Source organism: Nocardioides baekrokdamisoli (assembly GCF_003945325.1).
GTDB lineage: Bacteria > Actinomycetota > Actinomycetes > Propionibacteriales > Nocardioidaceae > Nocardioides > Nocardioides baekrokdamisoli.
The window spans coordinates 2,064,207-2,086,269 of record NZ_AP019307.1 but is presented as its reverse complement, the minus strand read 5'-3'; the positions used below and the strand labels follow the sequence as shown (position 1 = coordinate 2,086,269).

The following is a 22,063-nucleotide window of genomic DNA, read 5'->3' as shown; positions in this document are numbered from 1 at the left end:
GTCTATGCCCCAGCCCGTCGGGACTGATGACGCAGCCACCAGATGCCGAGCAGGGGCAGCACGGCCGGGACGAAGGCGTACCCGGCGTTCCAACTGCCGTCAGGCATCTTGAACGGTCCGCCGTAGTCGGACCAGACGGTCGCGTCCGGGAACCACGACCGGTGGATCCAACTCAGCGTGCCGATGACGACCACCCCACCGAGCTCGAGCCAGAGGGTCACCCGAGCCATCCCGGGCTTTCCGGCCGCAGCGCGGCGGATCGCGATCAGCCCTACGACATAGGTGCAGGCAGCAACGGCAGAGAGGACGTACGCCAGCGGCGCGGTGTGGAACTTGGTGCTGATCTGGACCGCTGAACGCGCCCCAGCGGCGAGGATGAAGAGGCCGTAGAGCGCCACCAGGACCAGATGCGGACCGGACTTGACCGGTGTGACGTTACTCATGCGGTCACGATGACGCGCCAGGCCACGACGGCAGTTGCGAGCGCACAGACGGCGATCACTCCCGAGCTCCACGGCGAGCGGTCCTGGCGCACAGTGACGATCGCGAACGGCATCACCACGACGGAGGCGCCGAGGTACCCGATGTGGGTCGAGGACGGATGCGGTCCGAGGCGACCGAGGGACAGCAGCGCGAGGACGAACGCGAGGAAGGTCAGCATCCAGGCGAACTGGTCCACCGCGCGGGGCCGCTCGAGTTTGCGCCACACCGCCAACGCCCCCGCGCCCGCCACGAAGACGCCGTACGCGCCGACGATCCAGGCGACGAGTTCAAGGAGTGCCACGGCGCCATCCTCCCTGACCCGCCGCCGGAACAAGACAAGCGGGGTCATCCACCCCCCACCGGTGGACGACCCCGCTTATATGAGTGGGACGGCGCAGGCCTGAAGGCGTGACGCGAAACCGAGAATTCTTTTTCCGACTGGCGCTGACTGCCCGAAATCGGGCGCCGAGTCGCCCACCCGGACGCGGGACGAGTTAAATGACCCCGTGGACATCGATCAGCATCTCGACGTCGTACTTGTCGGCGGCGGCATCATGAGCGCGACGCTCGGCGTCATCCTTCAGGAGCTCGAGCCGACCTGGAGCATCAAGATGCTCGAGCGCCTCGACGCCCTGGCCGAGGAATCCTCGGGCCCCTGGAACAACGCCGGCACCGGTCACTCGGCGCTGTGCGAGCTCAACTACACGCCTCAGAACGCCGACGGCAGCGTCGACATCTCCAAGGCGATCGTGGTCAACGAGCAGTTCCAGGTCACCCGTCAGGTGTGGGCGTACCTCGTCGAGAACGGTCGCATTCCGGACCCGGCGGCCTTCGTGCGTACGACCCCGCATCTCTCGTTCGTCTGGGGTGCCGACAACGTCGCGTACCTCAAGGCCCGCTGGGAGGCGCTGAGCAAGCACCCGCTCTTCTCCGGGATGAAGTTCAGCGATGACCCGGAGGTCATCCGCAGATGGGCCCCCCTGTTGCTCGAGGGCCGCAAGCCCGGCGAGCCGATCGCCGCCACCTTCACCGATGCCGGTACGGATGTGGACTTCGGTGCGCTCACCAACATCCTGGCCGACACGATGATCGCCAAGGGTGCGACCGTCGACTACCGGGCAGCGGTCAAGGATCTGCACCGGACCAACGACGGCCTGTGGCACGTCATGGGCAAGCAGGACGGCAAGCCGTTCCACTACACCGCCGACTTCGTGTTCGTCGGCGCCGGCGGGTACGCGCTTCCGCTGCTGCAGAAGGCCGGCATCCCCGAGATCAAGGGCTTCGGTGGCTTCCCGGTGTCGGGTGAGTTCCTGCGCACCGACAAACCGGAGATCGTCGCCCAGCACCAGGCCAAGGTGTACGGCAAAGCCGCAGTTGGCGCCCCGCCGATGTCGGTGCCGCACCTGGACACCCGCGTCGTCGACGGCAAGTCGTACCTGATGTTCGGGCCGTACGCCGGGTGGACTCCGAAGTTCCTCAAGCAGGGTTCCTTCCTCGACCTGTTCGGTTCGATCAAGGGTCACAACCTGTTCCCGATGGCGAAGACGGGTACGCACAACGTTCCGCTCACCTGGTACCTGATCACTCAGGTGCTCTCCTCTTCAGGCCGCAAGTTCACCGACCTGCTCGACCTCTTCCCCGACGCCAAGGAATCGGACTGGGAGAAGATCACGGCAGGGCAGCGGGTGCAGGTGATCCGTCCGAACGGTGACCTGCAGTTCGGCACCGAGGTCATCACGCACTCCGACGGTTCCATCGGCGGCCTTCTCGGCGCATCGCCGGGCGCATCGACGGCCGCGCCGATCATGCTCGACCTGATCAAGCGCTGCTTCCCGCAGCGTTGGGAGGCCTGGGGCAGCAAGATCGCTGAACTGGCGCCGGGCTACGGGCGTACGGACTGGACCGACGAGACGTCGACGCTGGAGGCGCTCGCGCGTACGGCGAAGGCCCTCAAGATCGCGGAGCCGCAGCCTCTGGGTTGATCCTGAGATCTCGATGAACTTCTGGGGCACCCACTGATTTTGTCGGTGGGTGCCCCTAGGTTTTTCAGCATCGACGTACTGGGCGTCGATCACATCTGAGGAGCCACCTATGGCGAAATATCTTCTGGTCTACAAGACCACCGGCGAGCCGATGCCGGAGCTCACGCCCGAGCAGATGGAAGCCACCAACGAAGCGTGGATGAGTTGGGGCGGCAAGGCCGGTCCGGCCATCGTCGACTTCGGCTCACCCGTGGCCGCGGTTGCCACTGCAGACTCGACGATCGGCGGCTACTCGATCCTCGAGGCTGCCGACTCCGCCGCACTCGCGACGCTGCTCGAGGGCCACCCGCACGTTGCCCAGGGCGGCACCATCGACACCTACGAGTTCCTGGCGATTCCCGGCGCTTGAGCAGCGAGCAGCGGCTCGGGATGCTCGCGCGTCCCGGGCCGCTGTGTCATGTCCGGCTCAGCAGAGCCGGATCCCCAGCACGACATTGCACGTCGGCTTCGGCGTGGGTGTTGGCGAGGGCGTCGGCGAATGGGTCGGTGTCGGGGTACCGGTCGGCTGGGGCGTACCCGACGTGCCACCGGTCGGCTTGGTGGTCCCACCTGCGGTTCCCTTGGTGCCGGTAGGCGCCGTGCTCTTGGTCGGCTTCGCCGCCGCCGTGGCTGCCCCGCTGGCCGATGCCGACGGGCTCGCCGAGGCGGAAGCCGACGGATCCGGAGGCAGCGGGGCCGGGACGTTCGAGTCGCCGTACGCGCGCATCACGGCCAGAACCGCGTTCACGTAGTTGTTGCTGTGGTTGTAGCTGAAGATCGCCGAGAGAACGCCGCCGGAGGTCGACAGGTTGCGCCCGCCGTGGCACAGATATGCCGCTGCGGACAGGGCAGCGTCGTTGATGTTCTGGGGATTCGGCGTCTTGCCGGTCGCCGAGCGCGCCACGACTGCCCATGTCGAGGGGATGAACTGCATCGGGCCCTCAGCGCGCGCGAAGTCACCGTTGTCGTCGCGGATCAGCGCAAAACCGTTCTGACCGTTCAACGCCGGACCGAAGATGCCCGGCATCGAGATGCCCTGCACCGTGAGCGTGTTGTGCTGGGCGCGCCCGTGGTTGGACTCGATCAGGCCGATCCCGGCGAGGATCTGCCACGGCATCTGGCAGCCCTGGCCGTTGGCCCATCGGGTCGCGTTCTTGTAGGCGTCGAGTGCGGCCTTCGGAATGCCCGACGGAGTCAGGCTGCTGGCTTCCGTCAGGATCCGGTCCACGTTGACCGGCTTGGAGACGGTCGCCGGCGGCTGGGTCACCTTGATCGGAGCCGGCAGGACCGTCGCAGCGGCCATCGGCTGCGGCGGCACAATGACGGTCGCCCGCTCGAACATGCCGACGCCCAGGGCGTACGTCGTGCTGCAGGCGGCGACGAGCGCGACTGCAATGCACAGCACGGCGACCCTGCGTCGCGACAAGAACTTCAAGACTTCCCCTCCACCCGGGACCGGACCGGCTGTACGGCAGGCCCACGGTGTCCAACGAGGACATTGTGTCCCACGTCACGGTGCCATGAGGTGGGAAGGAACTCAAAAGGCGGATGTGACGGGGAGGCATATTTCATCAATCGTGTCTCTTATTAAGTGACAAAGGGACATCGATACTCGTACTCTTGTCAGTTAATAAAGGACATAAGGACATGACAAACCTGTACAGCACCCCGGACCCAGATCTCGAGGACCAACAGGTCATCGGCGAGATCCACGCCGTTCGCGCTTCGCTCGCGGACTACCTGCGCGCGCCCAAGCGCTGGAACGGAGTGTTGCGGCGTACGTCGACGGCCCGGGCAATCCAGGGATCCAACACGATCGAGGGCTACACGATCAGCGAGGAGGACGCTGTCGCTGCAGTCGATGACGAACCACCCCTCAGCGCCGATGAGGCCACCTGGCTCGAGATTCTCGCCTACCGACGCGTGCTCACCTACGTACTGAACGTGGCAACCGAGCCGGGCTTCGTGATCGACGACGTCGTCCTGCGATCGATGCACTTCATGTTGCTCGACCATGAATTGTCGAAGGCTCCGGGACGCTACCGCACCAAGGAGATCTTCGTCCGCGACGACAAACGCGAGGTCAATGTGTACGCCGGCCCCGACGGCGACCTCGTACCCGATCTGATGCAGGCCCTGTCTGCATCACTGTCCACCCCGACCGCCGATGATCCACTCGTACGCGGCGCCATGGCACATCTGAACCTCGTGATGATCCACCCCTTCCGCGACGGCAACGGGCGTATGGCTCGCGCCCTACAGACGATGGTGCTCGCACAGGACCATGTGGTGGAGCCGACCTTTTCGAGCATCGAGGAGTGGCTCGGCAGTAATACGCAGGACTACTACGACGTCCTTGCCGCGACCGGCCAGGGCAGCTGGAATCCCGAGAACGACGCCACATTGTGGGTCAAGTTCAATCTCCGGGCGCACCATATGCAGGCGCAAACCATGCGGCGACGCTTCGACGAAGCCGACATCCAATGGCGACGGATCGACGACCTCCTCTCCGAGCACCGACTGAACGAACGGCTCGGCGCCGCGCTCTTCGACGCCATGCTCGGCCTACGTGTCACCCGCCCGTCCTACCTGAAACTCACGGACCTCGACGAGCGAACGGGCACCCGCGATCTGGTCAACGCGGCAAATCTTGGCCTTCTTGAAGCCCGCGGCGAAAGGCGTGGGCGCCACTACGTCGCAGGCGACACCCTCCGACAGATCCAGACTGAACTGCGGGCGGGGCGAGAACCCGTCTCCGATCCGTATCCGACCCTCACTGGCGAGATCAGGCGAGCACTGCCTTAGTCCGCATCGTCAGCCGTCGCCTGCCCGACTGACCATCGCCCCTCCTGCCAGTCATCTGACCGGTGTGGCCAGGACGACGATGTTGTCGGCGTAGCTGCGGGCACCCGCGTGGTAGGAGATCGAGCCTCCACAGGTGACGAGTGCGAGGCGTCGAGGCCCACTGACGGTGAAGAACGACTGCGGGAGGGCGTCGCGCGGGTAGGCATTCACCGAGATCACGGTCCAGCGCTCTTGCAGCCCCTGAGCAGACCGGGTGTAGACGGTCATGCCGGGGGTGACGGTGGCAAGGGTGAAGAACGCGCCGCGGATCCAACCGTTGGTGACGTGGCCAACCAGGACCGTGGTCCCGGTGTCGATGTCGAGGCTCGAGCCGCCGTCGTAGATTCCGACGACCTTGGCGTCGCCGGGCACCGATACGTTCCCGTTCACGTCCCCGATGGGCTCAAGCGGTGCGCCGATCCGGAGGCTCGGGATCTCCACAGTGGCGTCCGCCAACCGAGGCTCCGGACCACCCAGAGATGCGGCCAATGACTGTCCGGCGGAGGCGCTTGTCATCGGCGCAGGTCTCGGCGGCGTTCCGTGGCCGCCGTACGCGTCATAGCTGAGGCTGACGGCAAGGACAAGCAAGGCGACACCGATCGACACCGCGATCGTTGCCCGGACTCGGCGTTTGACGGGGCGCATCTGATGGTTCGAACGGGCCTAGTTGGCCGAGGCACGTCTGCGCAGGCCGTACGCACCGACCACAACCAGCGCACCACCCAGCATGTACAACGCCATCAACACATCGGCGTTCGTCGCGTCCGAGGACGCTGCGGCGGGGACGCCGGCGTCGATCCGGATGGTCTTCCCGCTCGCTGAACTGGGCGTCACCGGGGAAGCGGGGTGCTTGGTCGGTGTCACCACCGCAGCCGGTCGGATCAGACCCGCATCGATCCCCGTCGTCGTCCGACCAGCGACCACGGTCACGGTGGCCGACCCGGTCTGCGGAGTGGCCGATGGATCCTTGATGACAACATCGTTGTTGCCGCCCTTGTCGGGGAAGGACCATCCGTGCGGAGCAACGACCTGCACTCGGTACGTACCCGGCGGCTGCACGGCGAAGGTGTAAGTGCCATCGGCCGAGGTGGTGGTCGTGGCGACCACGGCGCCCGATGCGTCATGCAGCTTGACGGTGACACCCGCCGCACGCTGCTCCCCGCTCTGGCGGGTCTTGTCGGCGTTGAGGTCGTACCAGGCCGTACCCGCGATCGACGAGGCGTAGGCGCCGTCGACCGTCTCGATCGCGCCCGCAGGAACGAACGTGCCCCCGCCGTTGCAATCGGCGACGAGGTCCGCCTCTGTGACGTAGCAACCGGAGTTCGCGGTGACCGGGCTGAGACCGTTGATGTCGGCCCAGTTGCCGCGCACGGCGCCACTCGGATCAGTGAGACCGCCCATCAGATTTCCGCCCCCGAACAGCTCGTTCGTGAGGGGGCCGGGATACGTGGTCTCGACGATCGTCCAGAACGGGAGGCCCGTGGCCGAGACGTCGAAGCGGTAGTGGCCGCTCGCATCAGTGCGAGTGGAAGCGCATGACACGTTGTCGTAGTAGCCACAGGCGAGATACACCGGAACGTTCGCAAGCCCGGGCTCGCCGGCGTCGATGGTCCGGTTGCCGTTCCAGTCGTTCCACAACCTGCCTTGGAACACCACCCGGGTGGGCTGAACTGCCGCGTCGATCCCGGTCACGGTCTGACCCGAAGCCACGGAGATCGGCTTGGCCGAGCCGACGTTCTGCCCGCCGTCACTGCCACTCGTCGTGATCTGGTTGCCAGCCGTGACGCTCGAGGCGAAACCGCATCCTGGATATGCGTCGGACAGTGCCGCCGTGCACACCACGTTCACGACGTACGAGCCGGCGGTCAATCCCGAGAACGTGTACGAACCGTTCGCCCCGGTGGTCGTCGACGCAACGGCGGCGCCCTTCGAATCCAACAGCCTGACAGTCAGGCCCGGCACCGCCGACTCGGCCGCGTCCCGGCTCATGGTGCCGTTGAGGTCCATGTATGCCGCACCGGAAATGGACCCCGAGGTCGCCGCCTGCGCAGCCCCAGACGCCAGAAGCGGGCCCACAAGGGCCATCACGGGGATGAGGATCCGCTGGGACCTGCGACGTGCGGACGAATTCTGTCGGCGCCTGCTCATGATGTGTGCCTCTCCGATGACGACTGCGTCGCCCAGCCATCAGAGGCAACAGGCATAGACGTTGCACAGGATCGATTGATGACGCCGGCGTCGGAGTTTTTTGTTCCGACAGTCACATGGCAGAAGGCCCGCTCTTCGCTACGTCCGGCCCACCGCGACTTACGCGTCCAACGGCTCGACCACGCCTGAGGGGCCGACCTCGACGTAGACCGACTTCCCACGCGCGACGAATTCTTGGACTTCTGTCTCATGCCGTCATCGGCGAACCGATCGCGTACGTCCTGCGAAATCCGCACATGATCGGAGCAAACCTGTGCTCCGCACAGAATGGCTGTCCGATTCGAACTGACGACCTGCTCATTACGAGGGAGCATCGGTGCGCACTGCACGCCTGTCAGCACACGACATGCATCACTTTCAGTGCGCAATTCCAGCAGCCGAGGGGTGACAAGAATGACAGCAGACACGGAACCTCGCCGTACGCCTACGGTCGCACCGCCGCGCGCCACGCCGTTCCATCGCTCCGAGAACCTGCGCCTCCCGACGACTCAGCGGCAGCGGGCCAGTGTGAAATGGGACGCGGGCTAGATCCCACCACGATTCGCTGCAGGCAGGCCCGGGAACGGCGACGATTCGATCCCGAGAGTGCCGGATGCGGCAAGAGGGCGGACTTGTATGAAGACACCGACGCGGTGCGTCTTGGCCGTCAGGGCGTGCTTCATCCCTGAGGCGTGGCCACCGGGCTTGTAGGCGAAGTCTTGAGCGAGCGCGTACGTCTTCCACAGACTGATGGAGGTGTGTTCGAACGGCAGATCCGACGAGATGTCGATGCTTCCGCGATGACCGGGATGGTGCGCCGCACGGCTGGCGGCATGGAGGTTGTTGCGGACGAAGGTGAACAGTTCGCCGCGCCTCAGGATCCCGTGCACGATGGCGACCATCGGCTCGTCCTTGGCGAGCGGCTCCGCGCCTTCGGATCGAGGCGTCCAGCCGTGCCAATGATCGCGTTCGGACTCGGAGTCGATGCGGACGCGGACGACCTCGCCGTCGAGACTGAATCGACGTTCACCGTCGATCGCCGACCGCAACGGGCCCCGAAACGCAGCCTCGGCCGCCTCGGGCGAATTCCAGGCGGCGACCAACGCGCTGCCGCCCGGGACCAGTGCGGGGACCAAGGAGTGCGTGGCGTTGTTGGTGTAGTTGACGCTCGCTCCGCGCAGGCCCGGGATGCCGGACTCCACCACCGTGCGGAGACTCTTGCGCCACCGCAGCCGCCCGCTGGGCGGCTTGTCGAAGGCGTCGATCGTGACGAAGTCAGCTGTGCTCATGGAGTCTCCGATGGTGTGGGCTGGACAGTGGTCAGTTCGCGACGAGGGCAGCGGTGCGCAGGGCCAACTTGTCGAGCTTCCCGACGGCGCTCTTGGGGAGAGTCTCGAGCACATGGACCGCCGACGGCCGCTTGTAGCCGCTGAGCCGCTGCTCACACAGGGCGGCGATGGATTCCAGGTCGACCGTCGACCCGGGGCGGGGCTGGACGTACGCGACGACCACCTCGCCCCACTTCTCGTCAGGCACACCGACGACAGCGACTTCCAGGACCGTCGGGTCGAGGGCGAGAACGTCCTCGATCTCCTTCGGATAGATGTTCTCCCCACCGCGGATGATCATCTCCTTCGAGCGTCCGACGATCGTCAGGTAGCCGTCCTCATCCAACCGACCCACATCGCCTGTGTGCAGCCAGCCGTCCTTGATGACGGCGGCCGTCTCGTCGGGGCGTCCGAGGTAGCCGCGCATGACGTTCGCGCCGCGTACGACCACCTCGCCGGCGGCACCATGCGGAAGGGAGTCGCCGTCGACGCCGAGGATCCTGATCTCCTGTCCGGGGAACGGCAGGCCGACCGTGCCGGGCTTCCTGAGCCCGTCGACCGGGTTGGTGGCGGAGCCGCAGGTGCCCTCCGACAGGCCGTACGCCTCCACGAGAGGAAAGCCGTAACGCTGCTCGAAGCGGCTCAGCAGATCGGCCGACGCGGGCGCGGCACCACAGACAGCGAACCGGACGGACGAGGTGTCGGGCTTCACCTCGTCCGGGAGTGCCGCGAGCATGCTGTAGATCGTCGGCACCGCGGAGAAGAACGTGGGACGGTGCTCCTCGATCGCATCGAAGAAGGACTGCGGGTTGAACCTGTCGGCGATGACAACGCTCCCTCCGACCAGGAGGGGCGAGAGGACGCTGACCACGATCCCGTTCACATGGAAGAGCGGGAGGATCAACAGGCACCGGTCGGACCCACTGAACTGGAGCGCCTCACGACCCATCGCCGTCATCGCGTCGAGGTTGGCGTGGTCGAGCATGACGCCCTTGGGTACGCCGGTGGTGCCGGAGGTGTAGATCAACAGGGCGAGCGCAGTCGGGTCGACGACAGGCGGGGCGTCGGAAGTCGGGGTTTCGCGTTGGATGTCGGAGACCGAGATGACCGGAACCTCGCCGACACCTTCTCTGCCGTCCTCGACGACGAGCAACCTCGCACCGGAGTCCTCGAGCTGGCGGAGGACCTCAGGCTCGGTCAGGGCAGGGTTGACCGGCGTCACGGTGGCGCCGATCCTCCAGGCAGCGAAGAGAAGCACCACGAACTCGACTCGATTCGCGAGTTTGAGCGCCACCACGTCGCCGGGCAGGACCCCGAGTTCGGTCAGTTGGGCGGCAGCAGCACGGACCCGCACGAGGAGTTCGGCGTTGGTCAGGCTCTGTGCGGAGTCGGCCACGGCCGCGCCCGCTGGGTCGCCCGCGGCCCGGTGATCGATCAGCGTCGAGAAGGTCACGGTCATGCCTCCAGGTGGCGGGCCAGGAAGTCGGTCTGGTCCGCGACGACAGCTTCGAATGCTGAACCGAGGTAGATGTCGAAGTGCCCGGCGTCGTACCGCTTGATCTCGCCTTTCGGGGCGGTCTTCGCGTACGCCAGGGTCTCCTCGGGCGGCGTCACGGAATCGTGATCGCAAATGCAGAAGAGGATCGGCATCCTGACGCGCTTGGCCGCCTTGCCGGGCCGGTGCGACGTGATCGTGGGTGCGACACGGGCTGCAACCTCGTTGATGAAGGTGGTGCCCTCCGGTACCAGCGCGAGGTATCCGGGGAGTGCGTCCGGGGCGGTCATGAGGGCCTTCTGCCCCGGGGCGCCTGCGAGCGTCAGCATGACTGGGGCCCTGCCGAACGCCTGGGCGGCGACGTCGGCCGCGACTGTGGGCAGCAGCCGCATCGTGCCCACCGGGCCGAGGGCGCGCGCGGAGGCAAGCCCATCGGTGAAGGGGCACTGCGAGACAGCGGCGCGAAGTTCCGGGTGGCGCGAGGCTACGACGATGGCGTGACCCCCGCCGAAGGAGCTCCCCCAGACCGCGAGCCGCGAGCCATCCACGTCACCGCGGGTCTTCACGTGGGCGATGGCTGCGTCCCAGTCGGCCAACTGGCGCTTGATCGAGAGGAGCTGGCGCGGCTGGCCTGTGGAGTCACCGAAGTGGCGATAGGTGAACGCAATGGCGGCGATTCCGGCCTGCGCGAATCGTTCCGCAAAGGCGTCCAACCGCATCTCGCGGGTGGCACCGAGCCCGTGGCCCAGGATCACCACCGGCGGCCGTTCGACTCCTTCGGGCAGAAAGAGCCAGGCCGCACAAGTGTCTCCACTGGAGTCGAACGAGATGTCGTGTCGTGTGACCGTGTGGACCGTCATTGCACGCCTGCCTTCGTTGCCGCTCCGGCACCACGTGTGGTGCCGGTCCTGAGGACTTCTTCGTACGCGCCGGTCTGGTAGAGCGGCAGTTCACCGCTGGCGTCGGTGTTCGCCATGTAGTCGAGCATCAGTTCCTGGCCGATGTCGGACAACGCGGTGGCCAGGAACTCGGCACGCTCCACATGCAGTCCGTCCTCGAGCCCATCCGAGCCTCCGAAGTAGACGGCCCGCTTCACAGCTGCCCTGGACGTCTTCGGCCTCGAACCGAGGTACTCGGCGAGTTCAAGTGCGCGAAATACCACCTGATCCGGGTCGACCACGTCGTCCACGGCGCCGATTTCCAGCGCCTGTTCAGGGGTGAAGGGCTTCCCGGAAAGGATGGCAATCAGGGCCTGGTGGTTGCCAACCAGACGAGGCAGTCGTTGCGTACCGCCTCCGCCGGGCATGATGCCCAGGAGGACCTCCGGCTGTCCGATGAAGAAGTCCCCCCGCGACATGACTCTGAGGTCGTTGGCCCAGCAGAACTCCGCTCCGAGCCCGAGCGCTGATCCGTTCATAGCCGCAATGAAGATCACGCCGCTGCGGTTCATCTTCAAGAACGTCTGGTGAACTCGCTCCAGTTGCACCGCCGGCCACAACGGCGTCGTCCCCAGGGCACCCTTGAGCCCTCCGGCACGATTCACGCCGCGCGCCACGTGTGCCAGCGCGCCGGCACCTTTGACCCCGACTGACGGAACCTTGGCGCCGCCCTCCTGCAGCCAGCGGACCTCGGCGTGAGAGACGAACCGGCCGGGATGGGTGCCCGTGAAGACCACGGCCTGGATGCGCGGGTCGCGATCCGCACGATCGACCAACTCGTCCAACTGCTCGGCGATGTCGTTCCCGAAGAGGCCGAGTGGGCCGCCGTCGATGCGCGCCAGGAGCACCGCTCCTCGGTCTTCGACCTCGATGTTCCCGCGTACTTCTTCTGCCATGAGAAATCCCTTGTGCCGTGCGTCGCGCTGCTTGCCGTTCCAAGATAACGAAGTTATTGTGATCGTGCAAGGCTCTCAGGAGGAACCGCATGAAGAAGCGCTCATCGATCCGGAAGACCCCCGCGACGGACTACGACTGGGTAGTCGTCGGGTCAGGTTTCGGCGGGAGCGTCGCCGCGTTGCGGCTGGCGGAGAAGGGCTACAGGGTCGCAGTGATGGAGCGTGGCAAGGCGTACGCCGACGAGGACCTCCCGAGGTCGACCTCGGATCGGCGCAGGTTCTTCTGGGCTCCTGCGCTAGGGCTGCGCGGGATCATGCGCAGCGTGCTCTTCCGGCACGTCTTCAGCTCGACCCAAACCGGCGTCGGAGGGGGAAGCCTCGTCTACGGCGGCGTGCTGTTCCGACCACAAGCACCGTTCTACGACGATCCCCAGTGGCGAGACCTCGCGGACTGGGAGGGCGTGCTCAGCAGCCACTACCAAACGGCCGAGCGGATGCTCGGTGCCGACCGCACGCCGTGGGAATCAGTGAGCATGAGCCTGTCGCGGCAACTCGCCGACCACTTCGACGGCCCGGAGACCTTCATGCCTGCGCCGGTCGCGGTGTTCTTCGGGGAACCCGGGAAGACCGTTCCGGACCCGTACTTCGGAGGCGAGGGACCTGATCGCACCGGGTGCACGCGCTGCGGTCAATGCATGACCGGGTGCCGGATCGGCGCCGCCAACCGCCTGACCAAGAACTACCTCTGGTTCGCGGAGAAACTGGGGGTCGCCATCCTCGCCGAGACCGAGGTGGTCGATGTCACTGCGATCGGTGCCGCGGACGGCGCAGACGGCTACCGGATCGCGACTCGGAGCCAGGGACCAGGACTGCGTCGCCGACGTCGCACCATGACGGCCGCAGGGGTGGTCTTCGCAGGCGGCGCCGTCGCGACGAACGAACTTCTCGCCGACTGCAAACACCGGGGCACACTTCCTCACATCAGCGACCGTCTGGGAACACTCGTACGCACCAACAGCGAAGCCGTCGTGTCGGTGCTGCTGCCCCAGGACTGCGAGACCTGGAGGGACGTGACGGCCAGCAGTCGGGTGCTGGTCGACGGCGACACCCAGATCGAGTTCCTCACGTACGGGCCGAACGGCGACTTCATGAGGTTCATGTTCACCACCCTCGTCGGCGCGGGCCCTGCACCTGCGCGGCTGCTGAAGTGGATACGCAGCGTGGTCGCCCACCCGCGACAGTGGGCCGCAACGCTTCGGTCCGGGTGGAGTCGGCGCACAGTGATGATGCTGGTCATGCAGCCACGCGACAACGCGATCCGCTTCAGAGCCAAGAAGCGTCTGATCGGGCGTGGTTACAAGCTGGCCACGGCAGTGGACGCCGACCGTCCGGCTCCCACCCATCTCGAGGTCGGCCACACGGCGGCGACGTGGCTGGCCGAGCAGACCGGCGGCATCCCGCAGAGCAGCGTCTTCGAGGCATTCGGCAACATGCCGATGACGGCTCACGTCCTCGGCGGCGCGGCCGTCGGAGCATCCCCGATCGAGGGTGTCATCGACGACAAACTGAGGGTCTTCGGCTATCGGGACATGCTCGTGTGCGACGGAGCCGCGTTGCCGGCGAATCCAGGCGTGAACCCCGCGCTGACGATCGCGGCGATGGCTGAACACGCCATGGCGCATGTCGCGGCCAACGGTTTGGGACGATAGCCACCATGACAGAGGAGCGGGTTCGGGACGGTTCCGTCGCCGGGGGCATTCCGGAGCGGCTCATCGATGCCGCCGTGACCTTGATGGCCACCGAGGGACCATCGGCCATCAAGGCCCGTACCGTCGCCGCCGCGGCCGGCATGTCGACGATGGTCGTCTACAACTACTTCGGCGGAGTCCCCGAACTTCTCAACGCCGTCGTGGATCACGGCTTCGATCAGATCGGTGACGCCTTCGCGAAGCTCGACGTGACCGACGACCCGATCGCCGATCTCTTCGCGATGGCCCTCACGACGTTGGCGTACGCACGGGCCAACCCGCACCTCTACGACGCCATGTTCGGGCTGTCGACGCGCGCCACCTACCGGCCGACGGACAAAGGTGTCCGCCTGGCCGGCCACTCACCGGCCTTCAACGCTGCGTACGCACACGTGACCGGTGCGTGCACGCGGTTGGCGGGCCGCGGGCCGATGTCGATCACCGATCCCATCGCTGTGGCGGGTGCACTATGGAGCTTCGTGCACGGCTACGTCACGCTCGAACTCGCCAACCATTTCACCGAGTTCGAAGATCCCGTCCGGCAGGTCCTTCTGCCGATGGGAGTGACCTTCTGCACCGGTCTCGGCGCCGAGCGGGAAGCCGCACTCCGCTCTCACGAACATGCCCTCGGGCGAGTCCCGCTCCCCGCCGCCTGACCTCACTCGTTCAGGAAGTCCAGAACCTCCGGTACGAACTCGTGGTGGTACTGGAACACGCCGCCGTGGCCGGAGTTCGGGTAGATCCGGAGCCTGGCGTTCGGCAGGCGGGCCGCCATGTCGGCGGAGTGGTCGCTGGAGACCATGAGGTCGTTGTCCCCGTTCGCGACGAAGACCGGGATCTTGATCCGGGAGAGGTCGTCGGGCGCGTGCATTCCGCCACTGGTGATCGCACGCAACTGAGCATTTCGAGCCTGCGCGGTGATCGGACGATCCAAGTTTTCCGTGCGCTCGGCAAGGCGCGCGAAGTACTCGTTGGCCGCCTTCTTCCCCTGGGCGTTGCGCGGGAAGAACAGGAAGTGTCGCGGGTCCTTACGGGCCAGGAAGGCCTTGGTGTACGCGCCGCCGACGATGAACGGCATCTTCCAGATCCCGCCTCCGCCACGCGGCCCGGTCCCTGCGAGAACCATCCGGCGTACGAGATCGGGCGCTTGCAGGGCCACCATCTGCGCCACCGCGCCGCCCAACGAGAAGCCGAAGAGATCGACCTGGTCGTAGCCGAGAGCGCGGATGAATGCGATCGCGTCTGCGCCCATCTGCTCGAGGTCGCTCGGCACTTTCGAGCCGGTGGCACCGATGCCACGGTTGTCGAAGGCGATCACGTGGTGGCGGGAGGCGATGCCGTCCGCAACCCGTGGGTCCCAGTCGTCGAGCACGGCGGTGAAGTGGTGCAGGAACACCACGGGGACCCCTCCCGTCTCTCCGAGTTCTCGGTACGCGTAGGAGACGCCGCCGACGTCGATCGTCTTGGTGGGGGTGGTGCGCCAGGTGGTCATGCGAGTTCCTTCTTCCGTGCTTTCGGGGTGGGGTTGATGGGTACGGGTTTCGTCGAGCCGCGCGCATCGAGGCGGACGAGCACGTCGAGAATTCGACGGTCGGCGACGAAGCGGTCGTCCAGAGCAGGACCGACGACCCCGCGCAGCGCGGACACCGGCCGCCAGAGACCGGGGCGTACGACGCGGGTCGAGCGTGCTTCCAGCCCGTCGACGATGGCGTTGGCAGCATCTGCTGGCTTGATGCGCTTGAGCATCGCCTTCGGCAGTGTCCCCAGGAGTTCCATCACGACGGGGTCCTCGTCGACGCCGCGGGCGATCATGTCGGTCTGGACCAGCGAGAAGTACGCGGTGAGGACCGAGACCCGGTCGTCGGCAAGTTCCATGCGCAGGCCTCGGCCGAGCTGCTCGACGGCCGCCTTGCTCATGGCGTACGGGATCGTTCCCATGCCGTTGATGAACGCGAACACCGAGCTGATCAGTACGACCTGGCCCTGATGCGCGATGACCTGCTCCAGGCTGGCAGCGACCGTGTTCGCGACCCCGGTCACGTTGACCGCCAGGGTGGCCTCGATGTCAGCCGTCGGGGTGTTGCGCAGCGTGGCGGCCTTGGCGAGGAGCCCGGCGTTGGCGATGACGACGTCGATTCGACCGAAGCGTTCGACACCTTGCGTCACGGCCGCGTCCAACGAGGCCCGGTTCCTGACGTCCGCAACAACGCCGAGCGCACGCTCGGGCGACAACGTGGCTGCGCGCTCCGGAGTTGTCGCATCGATGTCGGCGATGACGACCCGGGCCCCGCGCCGCAACAGCTCGCGTGCCGTGGCTCCGCCGATGCCACCGTTGCCGCCGGTGATCAGGACGACCTTGTCGGCCAGGTCGTACCGTTGGCGGTTCATGCGATGCCTCGCCGCGGCTTGAGGGAGACGCGTCCGTTGCGCCGCACCATGGACACGGCAGTACGCAACGGACCACGACCCAGATCGGGTTCCTGCCCCCGGGCGAGCCTGTGCATCTGGTCGGTGTTCCAGCTCAGATTCAGCACTCCGTCGAGTGTCTTGAGGTCGGCGACTCGCCCGAGGGCCCGCCGCATCCCCGCCTGGATCTCGTGGGTCACGAGCGTGTCGACGCGACCTTCCAGGATCGCAATGGCCGCATCCGTCGTAGTGACGGTCGGCCGGGCAATGCCGACGATGTCGCAGTCACCCGACGCCAGGGCATCGGTCATGCCCTCGCGGGTCCGGAAGCCTCCGGTGACTGCCAACGGGACCTGGCCGGCTTCGGCCCGGACGGAGCGGGCGTACTCAAGGAAGTAGGCCTCGCGGGAGCGGGTCGAGGATGCCTCAGAGCCGGACATCGCCGGCGTCTCGTAGTTGCCGCCGCTCACCTCGATCAGGTCGACGCCCTCTGCAGCGAGAGCTGCGACGACGGCGCGGGAGTCGTCCTCGGTGAATCCGCCTCGCTGGAAGTCGGCCGAGTTCAACTTCACCGCGACCGCGAACGAAGGAGTCACGCGCCCGCGGACCCGACGGATCACCTCGATGAGAAACCGCATACGTCGCGCGGCGTCGCCGCCCCACTCGTCCTCGCGCAGGTTGGTGAGCGGCGAGAGGAACTGCGTCACGAGATAGCCGTGAGCGGCATGGATCTGGACGCCGTCGAATCCGGCTGCCTCACACACCTGTGCTGCCGCCGCGAAACGCTCGATGATGTCTTCGATCTCGGCGCCGGTGAGCTCGCGCGGTGTCGCTGCCCCCGGAAGGGACAACGCGACCGGGCTCGGCGCCACCGGCGTGTGGCCGATCTCGAGCAGGTTGGACTGCCGGCCCGGGTGGTTCAACTGGGCGATGATCGCTGCGCCGCCGTCGTGCGCAGCCTTCGTCCAGGAAAGCAATTGCGGCAGCGCACGGTCATCCTCGATGACGACGTTGCCCGGCTCACCGAGATGACGGCGGTCAACCATGATGTTGCCGGTGACCAGCAGGCCGTACCCACCCTGGGCCCACCGTCGGTAGAGGGTGACCAAACGGTCGTCGGGCGAGTTGTCCGCGTCCGCGAGCGCCTCACTGAGCGCCGCCTTCGCCAGGCGGTTGGGCAGCCTGAGGCCGCACGGTAGGTCGAGCGGGTCGGTGAGCGAAGCCATGCGAATACTCCAAATCGTTATTGTCGTACGTTCGTAATATTATGACCATACTGCTATCGTTTGATCAAGCCCGCAGTGAAGGAGACCGAGGAACATGGCGAGATACAGCCCAGATCACAAGGAAGCGACTCGTCGCCGCATGGTCGAAAGCGCTGGCCGCCGGTTCAAGCGCGACGGCTTCGACGGATCCGGGATCGCCACACTTGTCGCCGACGTCGGTCTGACCAACGGCGCGTTCTACGGTCACTTCGACTCCAAAGACGAACTCATCGCCTCGGTCGTCGAGGAACAGTTGGCCCAGCAGGTCGCTCGAGTCGCGGAGCTTCCCGCCGGCATCGAGTCGGTCGACGCGTTCCTGCTGCAGTACCTCTCCCGCGAGCACCGCGACGACCTGGCGGATGGATGTCCTTCTGCTGCGTTGCTCGATGAGATCGCCCGCTCGAGCGAAGTGGCCCGCGAGGCGTACACGCAGGGCGCGCTCAACATGATCGGAGCGATCACCCGCCATCTCGACTCCGGCGACCGCGACGACGCAGCAGTGGCGGCGATCGGTCTCTACACACTCCTCATCGGCTCGTTGCAGCTCGCCCGCGCGGTGACTGACCCCGACCTGTCTGACCGCATCCTGGCCGCCGCGTACGCCAATGCCATGACTCTGGCCGGAATCACGCCCCGCACTCCCACCACCACTGAACAGGACTCGAAATGAAGGCGTTCGTCGTCACCAAGTACGGCACGGACGGACTCGCGTTGACAGACGTCCTCGCTCCCGTCGTCGGACCGAACGATGTCCTGGTGGACATCAAGGCCGCCAGCATCAACCCTCTGGACAAGATGGTGCGCAACGGCGAGTTCAAGCAGCTCCTCAAGTACAAGCGGCCTTTCGTCCTGGGCCACGATGTCGCCGGAGTGATCACGCGGGTCGGCAGCGACGTGCGTGATTTCAAGGTCGGGGACGAGATCTATGCACGGCCACGAGACCTGCGGATCGGCACCTTCGCCGAGTCCATCGCGATCGACGCTGCCGACGTGGCGTTCAAGCCCTCGTCGCTGTCCTTCGTGGAGGCCGCGGCGGTTCCGCTCGTCGCGCTGGCCGCGTGGCAGGCACTGGTGGACGTCGCCGAGATCAAGCCCGGCCAGAAGGTTCTGGTCCACGCAGGCGCCGGCGGACTCGGCTCGACGGTGATCCAGGTGGCCAAGTACCTCGGGGCCTTCGTCGCGACCACCGCTCACACGAACGATCTCGACAAGGTACGGACGCTCGGCGCCGACGAGGTCATCGACTTCACCACCACCGACTTCGCCCAGGTGCTGTCGGGCTTCGACGTCGTGCTGGACTCCCTCGGAGCCGCGAGCCTGGAGAAATCGCTCACCGTTCTCAAGCCCGGCGGCCTGGCCATCAGCGTCGTGGGCCCACCGGACCCGGCCTTCGCACGCCAACTCGGCCAGCCGGCCCTGCGGCCCGTGATGGCAGTCCTCAGCCGCAAGGTGCGTGCGCGCGCGAAGAAGCTCGGGGTCCGCTATTCCTTCTTCTTCATGCGAGCCAGCGGCGCACAACTGAAGGTTCTCGCCGGCCTCTATGACAGCGGCACGCTACGACCCGTCGTGGATCGTACGTTCGCATTCGACGACACGATCGAGGCGATGGCGTACGTCGAGCAGGGCAAGGCGAGCGGCAAGATCGTGGTGACACGATGAGCTCCGGGGTCAAGCTGAAGGATGCAGTCGTCCTCGTGACCGGCGCCAACGGAGGCCTCGGCACCGAGTTCGTGCGCCAAGCCCTCGAACGCGGCGCAACGAAGGTCTATGCAACGGCCCGCAACCCCCAGACCTGGGAGGACCCTCGCATCATCCGTCTCGCACTGGATGTGACCGATCCTGCATCGGTCGCCGAAGCCGCCGCCGTCGCACACGACGTCACCGTCGTTATCAACAACGCCGGGGCCGCGAACGGCGCCACCGTGATCGGGGACTCGGCGCCACTGCGCGAACTGTTCGACGTGAACTTCTTCGGCCCACTCGCCGTTGCAGGTGCGTTCGCACCCACTCTGGCGCGCAACGGCGGCGGCGCCCTGCTGAACGTACTGTCGGTTCTCTCCTGGATCGGAGTCGGTGACGGGTACAGCGCCACCAAGGCTGCGCTGTGGTCGGCGACCAACACCCAACGCATCGCGCTCGCACCTGCGGGAACGCTCGTGACCTCACTGCATCTGGGCTACACCGACACCCCGATGACCGCCGGATTGGACGTCGACAAGAACGACCCGGCTGATGTGGTTCGACAGGCCTACGACGGCATCGAGAGCGGTGCGTACGAAGTGCTGGCCGATGAACTATCCGGCCAGGTCAAGGCTGGCCTCGCCGGTCCGATCGAGGGGCTCTACCCGCAGCTCAAGCCCTCCGCACGATGATCCACCGTCCGGAAATGAGGAGATGACGTGCCGTCTGTATTGGTGACCGGTGCCAGCCGGGGAATCGGGCTAGCGATCACTCGACATCTGAGCAGCCACGGCTGGGACGTGTACGCCACGGCCCGGTCGGACGCCGACCTGCGCGAGCTCGGCACGCTGCCAGGCGTGCATCCGGTCCCCCTCGACATCACCAATCGGGATGCCGTCGCGCGCCTGCCGGAGTACCTCCCGCCGATGCTCGACGCGGTGGTCAACAACGCCGGGATCATCGTCCAGGGTCCGGTCGAGGCGACATCGGTGGAGGACCTGTCGCGACAGTTGGACGTCAACGTGACGTCCCAGATCGCGGTCACCCAGGCCGTACTTCCGCTCATCCGTCGGGCCCGAGGCCGAGTGGTGTTCATGTCATCGGTCAGCGGGTTGATCACCCTGCCCGGCACCGGTGCGTACAGCGCCTCGAAGTACGCGGTGGAGTCACTGGCGGACGCCTTGCGCATGGAACTCCGACCATGGGGGATCTCCGTTTCGTTGATCGAGCCCGGCCCGATCCGCACCGACATGTGGGGCGACGCACTCGTCGACTACGACCGAATGACCAGCCAACTGAGCCCCGAGCACCGTGAGCTGTACGCAGCCCACCTCGTCGGCACCCGCAAGCTCCTGGGGCGCATGCAGAAACTCGCCGGGGACCCCAAGAAGGTCGTGGCCGCTGTCAATCGCGCGCTCACGTCGCGACACCCGCGGCGCCGCTACCGGACCGACACCCTCAGCCGCGTACAACTCGCACTCACCGCCGTTACACCGGCCGCCATCAACGACGCCGTCCTCGCCGCCGCAACGACGGCCTCGTGAGGGGTGGGCGGCACAGCGACCGTCCACCCCTCAGCCGAGTCATGACCGTTCGATGATGGTCGCGTTCGCGATCCCGCCGGCTTCGCACATGACCTGCAGTCCATACCGTCCGCCGGTCTGCTCGAGGACGTTGACCAGCGTCGTCGCCAGTCGAGCTCCCGAAGCACCCAACGGGTGGCCGATGGCGATCGCGCCACCGTTGATGTTGACCTTCGCAAGATCCGCACCGGTCTCGGCTTGCCAGGCGAGGACCACGCTCGCGAAAGCCTCATTGACTTCGAAGGCGTCGATGTCGGTGATCGACAGCCCCGCCTTCGCCAGCACCTTCCGGGTGGCCGGAATGATGCCCGTCAGCATGTAGATCGGGTCATCGCCCGCCACCGCGAAGGCGCGTACGCGTGCCCGCGGTCGCAGGCCGAGCGACGCCGCGGCGTCCTCCGATGTCACCAGCACCGCCGCCGAGCCGTCGTTGACCGGTGAGCTGTTGGCTGCGGTGACCTTCCAGTCGATCTCGGGGAACCGCTCGGACCAGTGGTCGTCCTTGAACGCCAGGCGAAGGGCGCCGAGGCCCTCGGCGCTCGTGTCGGGCCGGATGGTTTCGTCGGTACGCAGGTCGTTGACGAAGGCAGTCTCGTTGTCGAAGCGCCCGTCCTTCCACGCCCGGGCCGCGCGCTGGTGCGACTCGGCAGCGAACTCGTCCAGCTGCTCACGCGAGAAGCCCCACTTCTGGGCGATCAGCTCGGCGCTGACCCCCTGAGGAATGAGCCCCGGTGCGTACCGACCCTGAACCGTCGGACCCGCAAAGTCCTTGCCAAGGAACTGCGAGCCGATCGGGATCCTGCTCATGGACTCGATGCCGGACGCGACAGCCACGTCGTACGCACCGGCCATCACTCCCTGCGCCGCGAAGTGAAGCGCCTGCTGGCTGGATCCGCACTGACGATCCACCGTGACGCCCGGGACGGACTCGGGGTAGCCAGCAGCGAGCAGACCCCAGCGGGCGGTGTTGCCCGACTGCTCCCCGACCTGCCCGACGGCACCACTGATGACGTCGTCGATGACGGCGGGGTCAATACCGGTCCGCTCCACCAGCGCCTTCAGCGCGACGGCATGCAGGTCAACCGGATGGATGTCGGAGTACGCGCCGCCGGGCTTGCCCTTCGCGAGCGGTGTGCGGACAGCGTCGACGATGACGGCGTTCTTCATGACTTGCTCCTTGTTTGTGCTT

At 66.4% G+C, this 22,063-nt stretch carries 22 protein-coding genes; 9 read left to right on the top strand and 13 right to left on the bottom strand.

Annotation, left to right across the window (positions count from 1 at the left end; translation table 11 throughout):
* Positions 1–2: 2 nt before the first annotated feature.
* Both KCTC_RS10185 and KCTC_RS10180 read right to left on the bottom strand, forming a co-directional pair.
* On the bottom strand, positions 3–443 hold the full coding sequence (locus tag KCTC_RS10185; RefSeq protein ID WP_125569170.1) for a hypothetical protein: 441 nt from the start codon (positions 441–443) through the stop codon (positions 3–5).
* The gene (locus KCTC_RS10180) at positions 440–784 is read right to left on the bottom strand and encodes a hypothetical protein (RefSeq protein WP_231998679.1); all 345 of its coding nucleotides are present in this window, start codon (positions 782–784) and stop codon (positions 440–442) included. Before KCTC_RS10180 ends, KCTC_RS10185 begins: the two co-directional genes overlap by 4 nt.
* A gap of 205 nt (positions 785–989) precedes the next feature.
* On the opposite strand from KCTC_RS10180, the gene mqo reads away from it, so the two are divergent.
* Positions 990–2,465 carry a malate dehydrogenase (quinone) gene (mqo, locus tag KCTC_RS10175; protein WP_231998678.1) on the top strand — a complete coding sequence of 492 codons (1,476 nt, stop codon included), beginning with the start codon at positions 990–992 and terminating at the stop codon, positions 2,463–2,465.
* A gap of 109 nt (positions 2,466–2,574) precedes the next feature.
* The gene (locus KCTC_RS10170; protein WP_125569169.1) at positions 2,575–2,874 is read left to right on the top strand and encodes a YciI family protein; all 300 of its coding nucleotides are present in this window, start codon (positions 2,575–2,577) and stop codon (positions 2,872–2,874) included.
* Positions 2,875–2,931: 57 nt separating this feature from the next.
* Here KCTC_RS10170 and KCTC_RS10165 read toward each other — a convergent pair whose 3' ends face one another.
* Positions 2,932–3,939 (bottom strand): lytic transglycosylase domain-containing protein, encoded by a 1,008-nt coding sequence (locus KCTC_RS10165; RefSeq protein ID WP_125569168.1) that lies wholly within the window; start codon positions 3,937–3,939, stop codon positions 2,932–2,934.
* Between the two features lie 212 nt (positions 3,940–4,151).
* Here KCTC_RS10165 and KCTC_RS10160 point away from each other — a divergent pair, with 212 nt between their 5' ends.
* Positions 4,152–5,309, top strand: coding sequence for a Fic family protein (locus tag KCTC_RS10160; protein ID WP_125569167.1), 1,158 nt, complete (start codon positions 4,152–4,154; stop codon positions 5,307–5,309).
* Positions 5,310–5,360: 51 nt separating this feature from the next.
* Here KCTC_RS10160 and KCTC_RS10155 read toward each other — a convergent pair whose 3' ends face one another.
* The 6 genes from KCTC_RS10155 to KCTC_RS10130 form a co-directional block, all read right to left on the bottom strand.
* Complete coding sequence (locus KCTC_RS10155; RefSeq protein ID WP_125569165.1) at positions 5,361–5,993, bottom strand: class F sortase; 633 nt, start codon at positions 5,991–5,993, stop codon at positions 5,361–5,363.
* An 18-nt stretch (positions 5,994–6,011) separates the two neighbouring features.
* Positions 6,012–7,496, bottom strand: coding sequence for an SdrD B-like domain-containing protein (locus tag KCTC_RS10150; protein WP_125569163.1), 1,485 nt, complete (start codon positions 7,494–7,496; stop codon positions 6,012–6,014).
* A gap of 584 nt (positions 7,497–8,080) precedes the next feature.
* Entirely contained in the window at positions 8,081–8,824 is a 744-nt protein-coding gene (locus KCTC_RS10145; protein ID WP_125569161.1) for a hypothetical protein, read from the bottom strand.
* 31 nt (positions 8,825–8,855) lie between these two features.
* Positions 8,856–10,322, bottom strand: coding sequence for a class I adenylate-forming enzyme family protein (locus KCTC_RS10140; protein WP_197715174.1), 1,467 nt, complete (start codon positions 10,320–10,322; stop codon positions 8,856–8,858).
* Positions 10,319–11,218 carry an alpha/beta hydrolase gene (locus tag KCTC_RS10135; RefSeq protein WP_125569159.1) on the bottom strand — a complete coding sequence of 300 codons (900 nt, stop codon included), beginning with the start codon at positions 11,216–11,218 and terminating at the stop codon, positions 10,319–10,321. Before KCTC_RS10135 ends, KCTC_RS10140 begins: the two co-directional genes overlap by 4 nt.
* Entirely contained in the window at positions 11,215–12,192 is a 978-nt protein-coding gene (locus KCTC_RS10130) for an enoyl-CoA hydratase/isomerase family protein (RefSeq protein ID WP_125569157.1), read from the bottom strand. Before KCTC_RS10130 ends, KCTC_RS10135 begins: the two co-directional genes overlap by 4 nt.
* A gap of 89 nt (positions 12,193–12,281) precedes the next feature.
* Between KCTC_RS10130 and KCTC_RS10125 the strand changes: the two genes are divergently transcribed.
* Positions 12,282–13,901, top strand: coding sequence for a GMC oxidoreductase (locus tag KCTC_RS10125; protein WP_125569155.1), 1,620 nt, complete (start codon positions 12,282–12,284; stop codon positions 13,899–13,901).
* Positions 13,902–13,906: 5 nt separating this feature from the next.
* A complete protein-coding gene (locus KCTC_RS10120) occupies positions 13,907–14,596 on the top strand; it encodes a TetR/AcrR family transcriptional regulator (protein WP_125569153.1) in 690 nt (229 codons plus the stop codon).
* Positions 14,597–14,598: 2 nt separating this feature from the next.
* Here KCTC_RS10120 and KCTC_RS10115 read toward each other — a convergent pair whose 3' ends face one another.
* Genes KCTC_RS10115 through KCTC_RS10105 form a run of 3 tightly spaced genes read right to left on the bottom strand, consistent with a single transcriptional unit; the run spans position 14,599 to position 17,572 of the window.
* A complete protein-coding gene (locus tag KCTC_RS10115) occupies positions 14,599–15,432 on the bottom strand; it encodes an alpha/beta fold hydrolase (protein WP_125569151.1) in 834 nt (277 codons plus the stop codon).
* Complete coding sequence (locus KCTC_RS10110; protein ID WP_125569149.1) at positions 15,429–16,328, bottom strand: SDR family NAD(P)-dependent oxidoreductase; 900 nt, start codon at positions 16,326–16,328, stop codon at positions 15,429–15,431. The genes KCTC_RS10115 and KCTC_RS10110 overlap by 4 nt, the downstream gene beginning before the upstream one ends.
* Positions 16,325–17,572: an NADH:flavin oxidoreductase/NADH oxidase family protein gene (locus KCTC_RS10105; RefSeq protein WP_125569147.1), complete on the bottom strand. Its 1,248-nt coding sequence runs from the start codon at positions 17,570–17,572 to the stop codon at positions 16,325–16,327. The genes KCTC_RS10110 and KCTC_RS10105 overlap by 4 nt, the downstream gene beginning before the upstream one ends.
* A 139-nt stretch (positions 17,573–17,711) precedes the next feature.
* Between KCTC_RS10105 and KCTC_RS10100 the strand changes: the two genes are divergently transcribed.
* The 4 genes from KCTC_RS10100 to KCTC_RS10085 are packed head-to-tail and all read left to right on the top strand — an operon-like array spanning position 17,712 to position 20,835.
* A complete protein-coding gene (locus KCTC_RS10100; protein ID WP_197715173.1) occupies positions 17,712–18,281 on the top strand; it encodes a TetR/AcrR family transcriptional regulator in 570 nt (189 codons plus the stop codon).
* Complete coding sequence (locus tag KCTC_RS10095; RefSeq protein ID WP_125569142.1) at positions 18,278–19,270, top strand: NADP-dependent oxidoreductase; 993 nt, start codon at positions 18,278–18,280, stop codon at positions 19,268–19,270. Before KCTC_RS10100 ends, KCTC_RS10095 begins: the two co-directional genes overlap by 4 nt.
* On the top strand, positions 19,267–19,983 hold the full coding sequence (locus tag KCTC_RS10090) for an SDR family oxidoreductase (protein ID WP_125569140.1): 717 nt from the start codon (positions 19,267–19,269) through the stop codon (positions 19,981–19,983). The genes KCTC_RS10095 and KCTC_RS10090 overlap by 4 nt, the downstream gene beginning before the upstream one ends.
* A 27-nt stretch (positions 19,984–20,010) precedes the next feature.
* The gene (locus KCTC_RS10085; RefSeq protein WP_125569138.1) at positions 20,011–20,835 is read left to right on the top strand and encodes an SDR family oxidoreductase; all 825 of its coding nucleotides are present in this window, start codon (positions 20,011–20,013) and stop codon (positions 20,833–20,835) included.
* A 39-nt stretch (positions 20,836–20,874) separates the two neighbouring features.
* On the opposite strand, the gene KCTC_RS10080 is transcribed toward KCTC_RS10085, so the two are convergent.
* Positions 20,875–22,041 (bottom strand): thiolase family protein, encoded by a 1,167-nt coding sequence (locus tag KCTC_RS10080; protein ID WP_125569136.1) that lies wholly within the window; start codon positions 22,039–22,041, stop codon positions 20,875–20,877.
* Positions 22,042–22,063 lie beyond the last annotated feature (22 nt).

What these genes read in the sequence shown, in the direction of transcription:
- KCTC_RS10130 (WP_125569157.1), bottom strand. Translation starts at nt 12,192, where the DNA reads ATGGCAGAAGAAGTACGCGGGAACATCGAGGTCGAAGACCGAGGAGCG.
- KCTC_RS10080 (WP_125569136.1), bottom strand. Translation starts at nt 22,041, where the DNA reads ATGAAGAACGCCGTCATCGTCGACGCTGTCCGCACACCGCTCGCGAAG.
- KCTC_RS10140 (WP_197715174.1), bottom strand. Translation starts at nt 10,322, where the DNA reads ATGACCGTGACCTTCTCGACGCTGATCGATCACCGGGCCGCGGGCGAC.
- KCTC_RS10105 (WP_125569147.1), bottom strand. Translation starts at nt 17,572, where the DNA reads ATGGCTTCGCTCACCGACCCGCTCGACCTACCGTGCGGCCTCAGGCTG.
- KCTC_RS10150 (WP_125569163.1), bottom strand. Translation starts at nt 7,496, where the DNA reads ATGAGCAGGCGCCGACAGAATTCGTCCGCACGTCGCAGGTCCCAGCGG.
- KCTC_RS10100 (WP_197715173.1), top strand. Translation starts at nt 17,712, where the DNA reads ATGGTCGAAAGCGCTGGCCGCCGGTTCAAGCGCGACGGCTTCGACGGA.
- KCTC_RS10160 (WP_125569167.1), top strand. Translation starts at nt 4,152, where the DNA reads ATGACAAACCTGTACAGCACCCCGGACCCAGATCTCGAGGACCAACAG.
- KCTC_RS10095 (WP_125569142.1), top strand. Translation starts at nt 18,278, where the DNA reads ATGAAGGCGTTCGTCGTCACCAAGTACGGCACGGACGGACTCGCGTTG.
- KCTC_RS10090 (WP_125569140.1), top strand. Translation starts at nt 19,267, where the DNA reads ATGAGCTCCGGGGTCAAGCTGAAGGATGCAGTCGTCCTCGTGACCGGC.
- KCTC_RS10120 (WP_125569153.1), top strand. Translation starts at nt 13,907, where the DNA reads ATGACAGAGGAGCGGGTTCGGGACGGTTCCGTCGCCGGGGGCATTCCG.
- KCTC_RS10170 (WP_125569169.1), top strand. Translation starts at nt 2,575, where the DNA reads ATGGCGAAATATCTTCTGGTCTACAAGACCACCGGCGAGCCGATGCCG.
- KCTC_RS10145 (WP_125569161.1), bottom strand. Translation starts at nt 8,824, where the DNA reads ATGAGCACAGCTGACTTCGTCACGATCGACGCCTTCGACAAGCCGCCC.
- KCTC_RS10125 (WP_125569155.1), top strand. Translation starts at nt 12,282, where the DNA reads ATGAAGAAGCGCTCATCGATCCGGAAGACCCCCGCGACGGACTACGAC.
- KCTC_RS10115 (WP_125569151.1), bottom strand. Translation starts at nt 15,432, where the DNA reads ATGACCACCTGGCGCACCACCCCCACCAAGACGATCGACGTCGGCGGC.
- KCTC_RS10110 (WP_125569149.1), bottom strand. Translation starts at nt 16,328, where the DNA reads ATGAACCGCCAACGGTACGACCTGGCCGACAAGGTCGTCCTGATCACC.
- KCTC_RS10135 (WP_125569159.1), bottom strand. Translation starts at nt 11,218, where the DNA reads ATGACGGTCCACACGGTCACACGACACGACATCTCGTTCGACTCCAGT.
- KCTC_RS10155 (WP_125569165.1), bottom strand. Translation starts at nt 5,993, where the DNA reads ATGCGCCCCGTCAAACGCCGAGTCCGGGCAACGATCGCGGTGTCGATC.
- KCTC_RS10185 (WP_125569170.1), bottom strand. Translation starts at nt 443, where the DNA reads ATGAGTAACGTCACACCGGTCAAGTCCGGTCCGCATCTGGTCCTGGTG.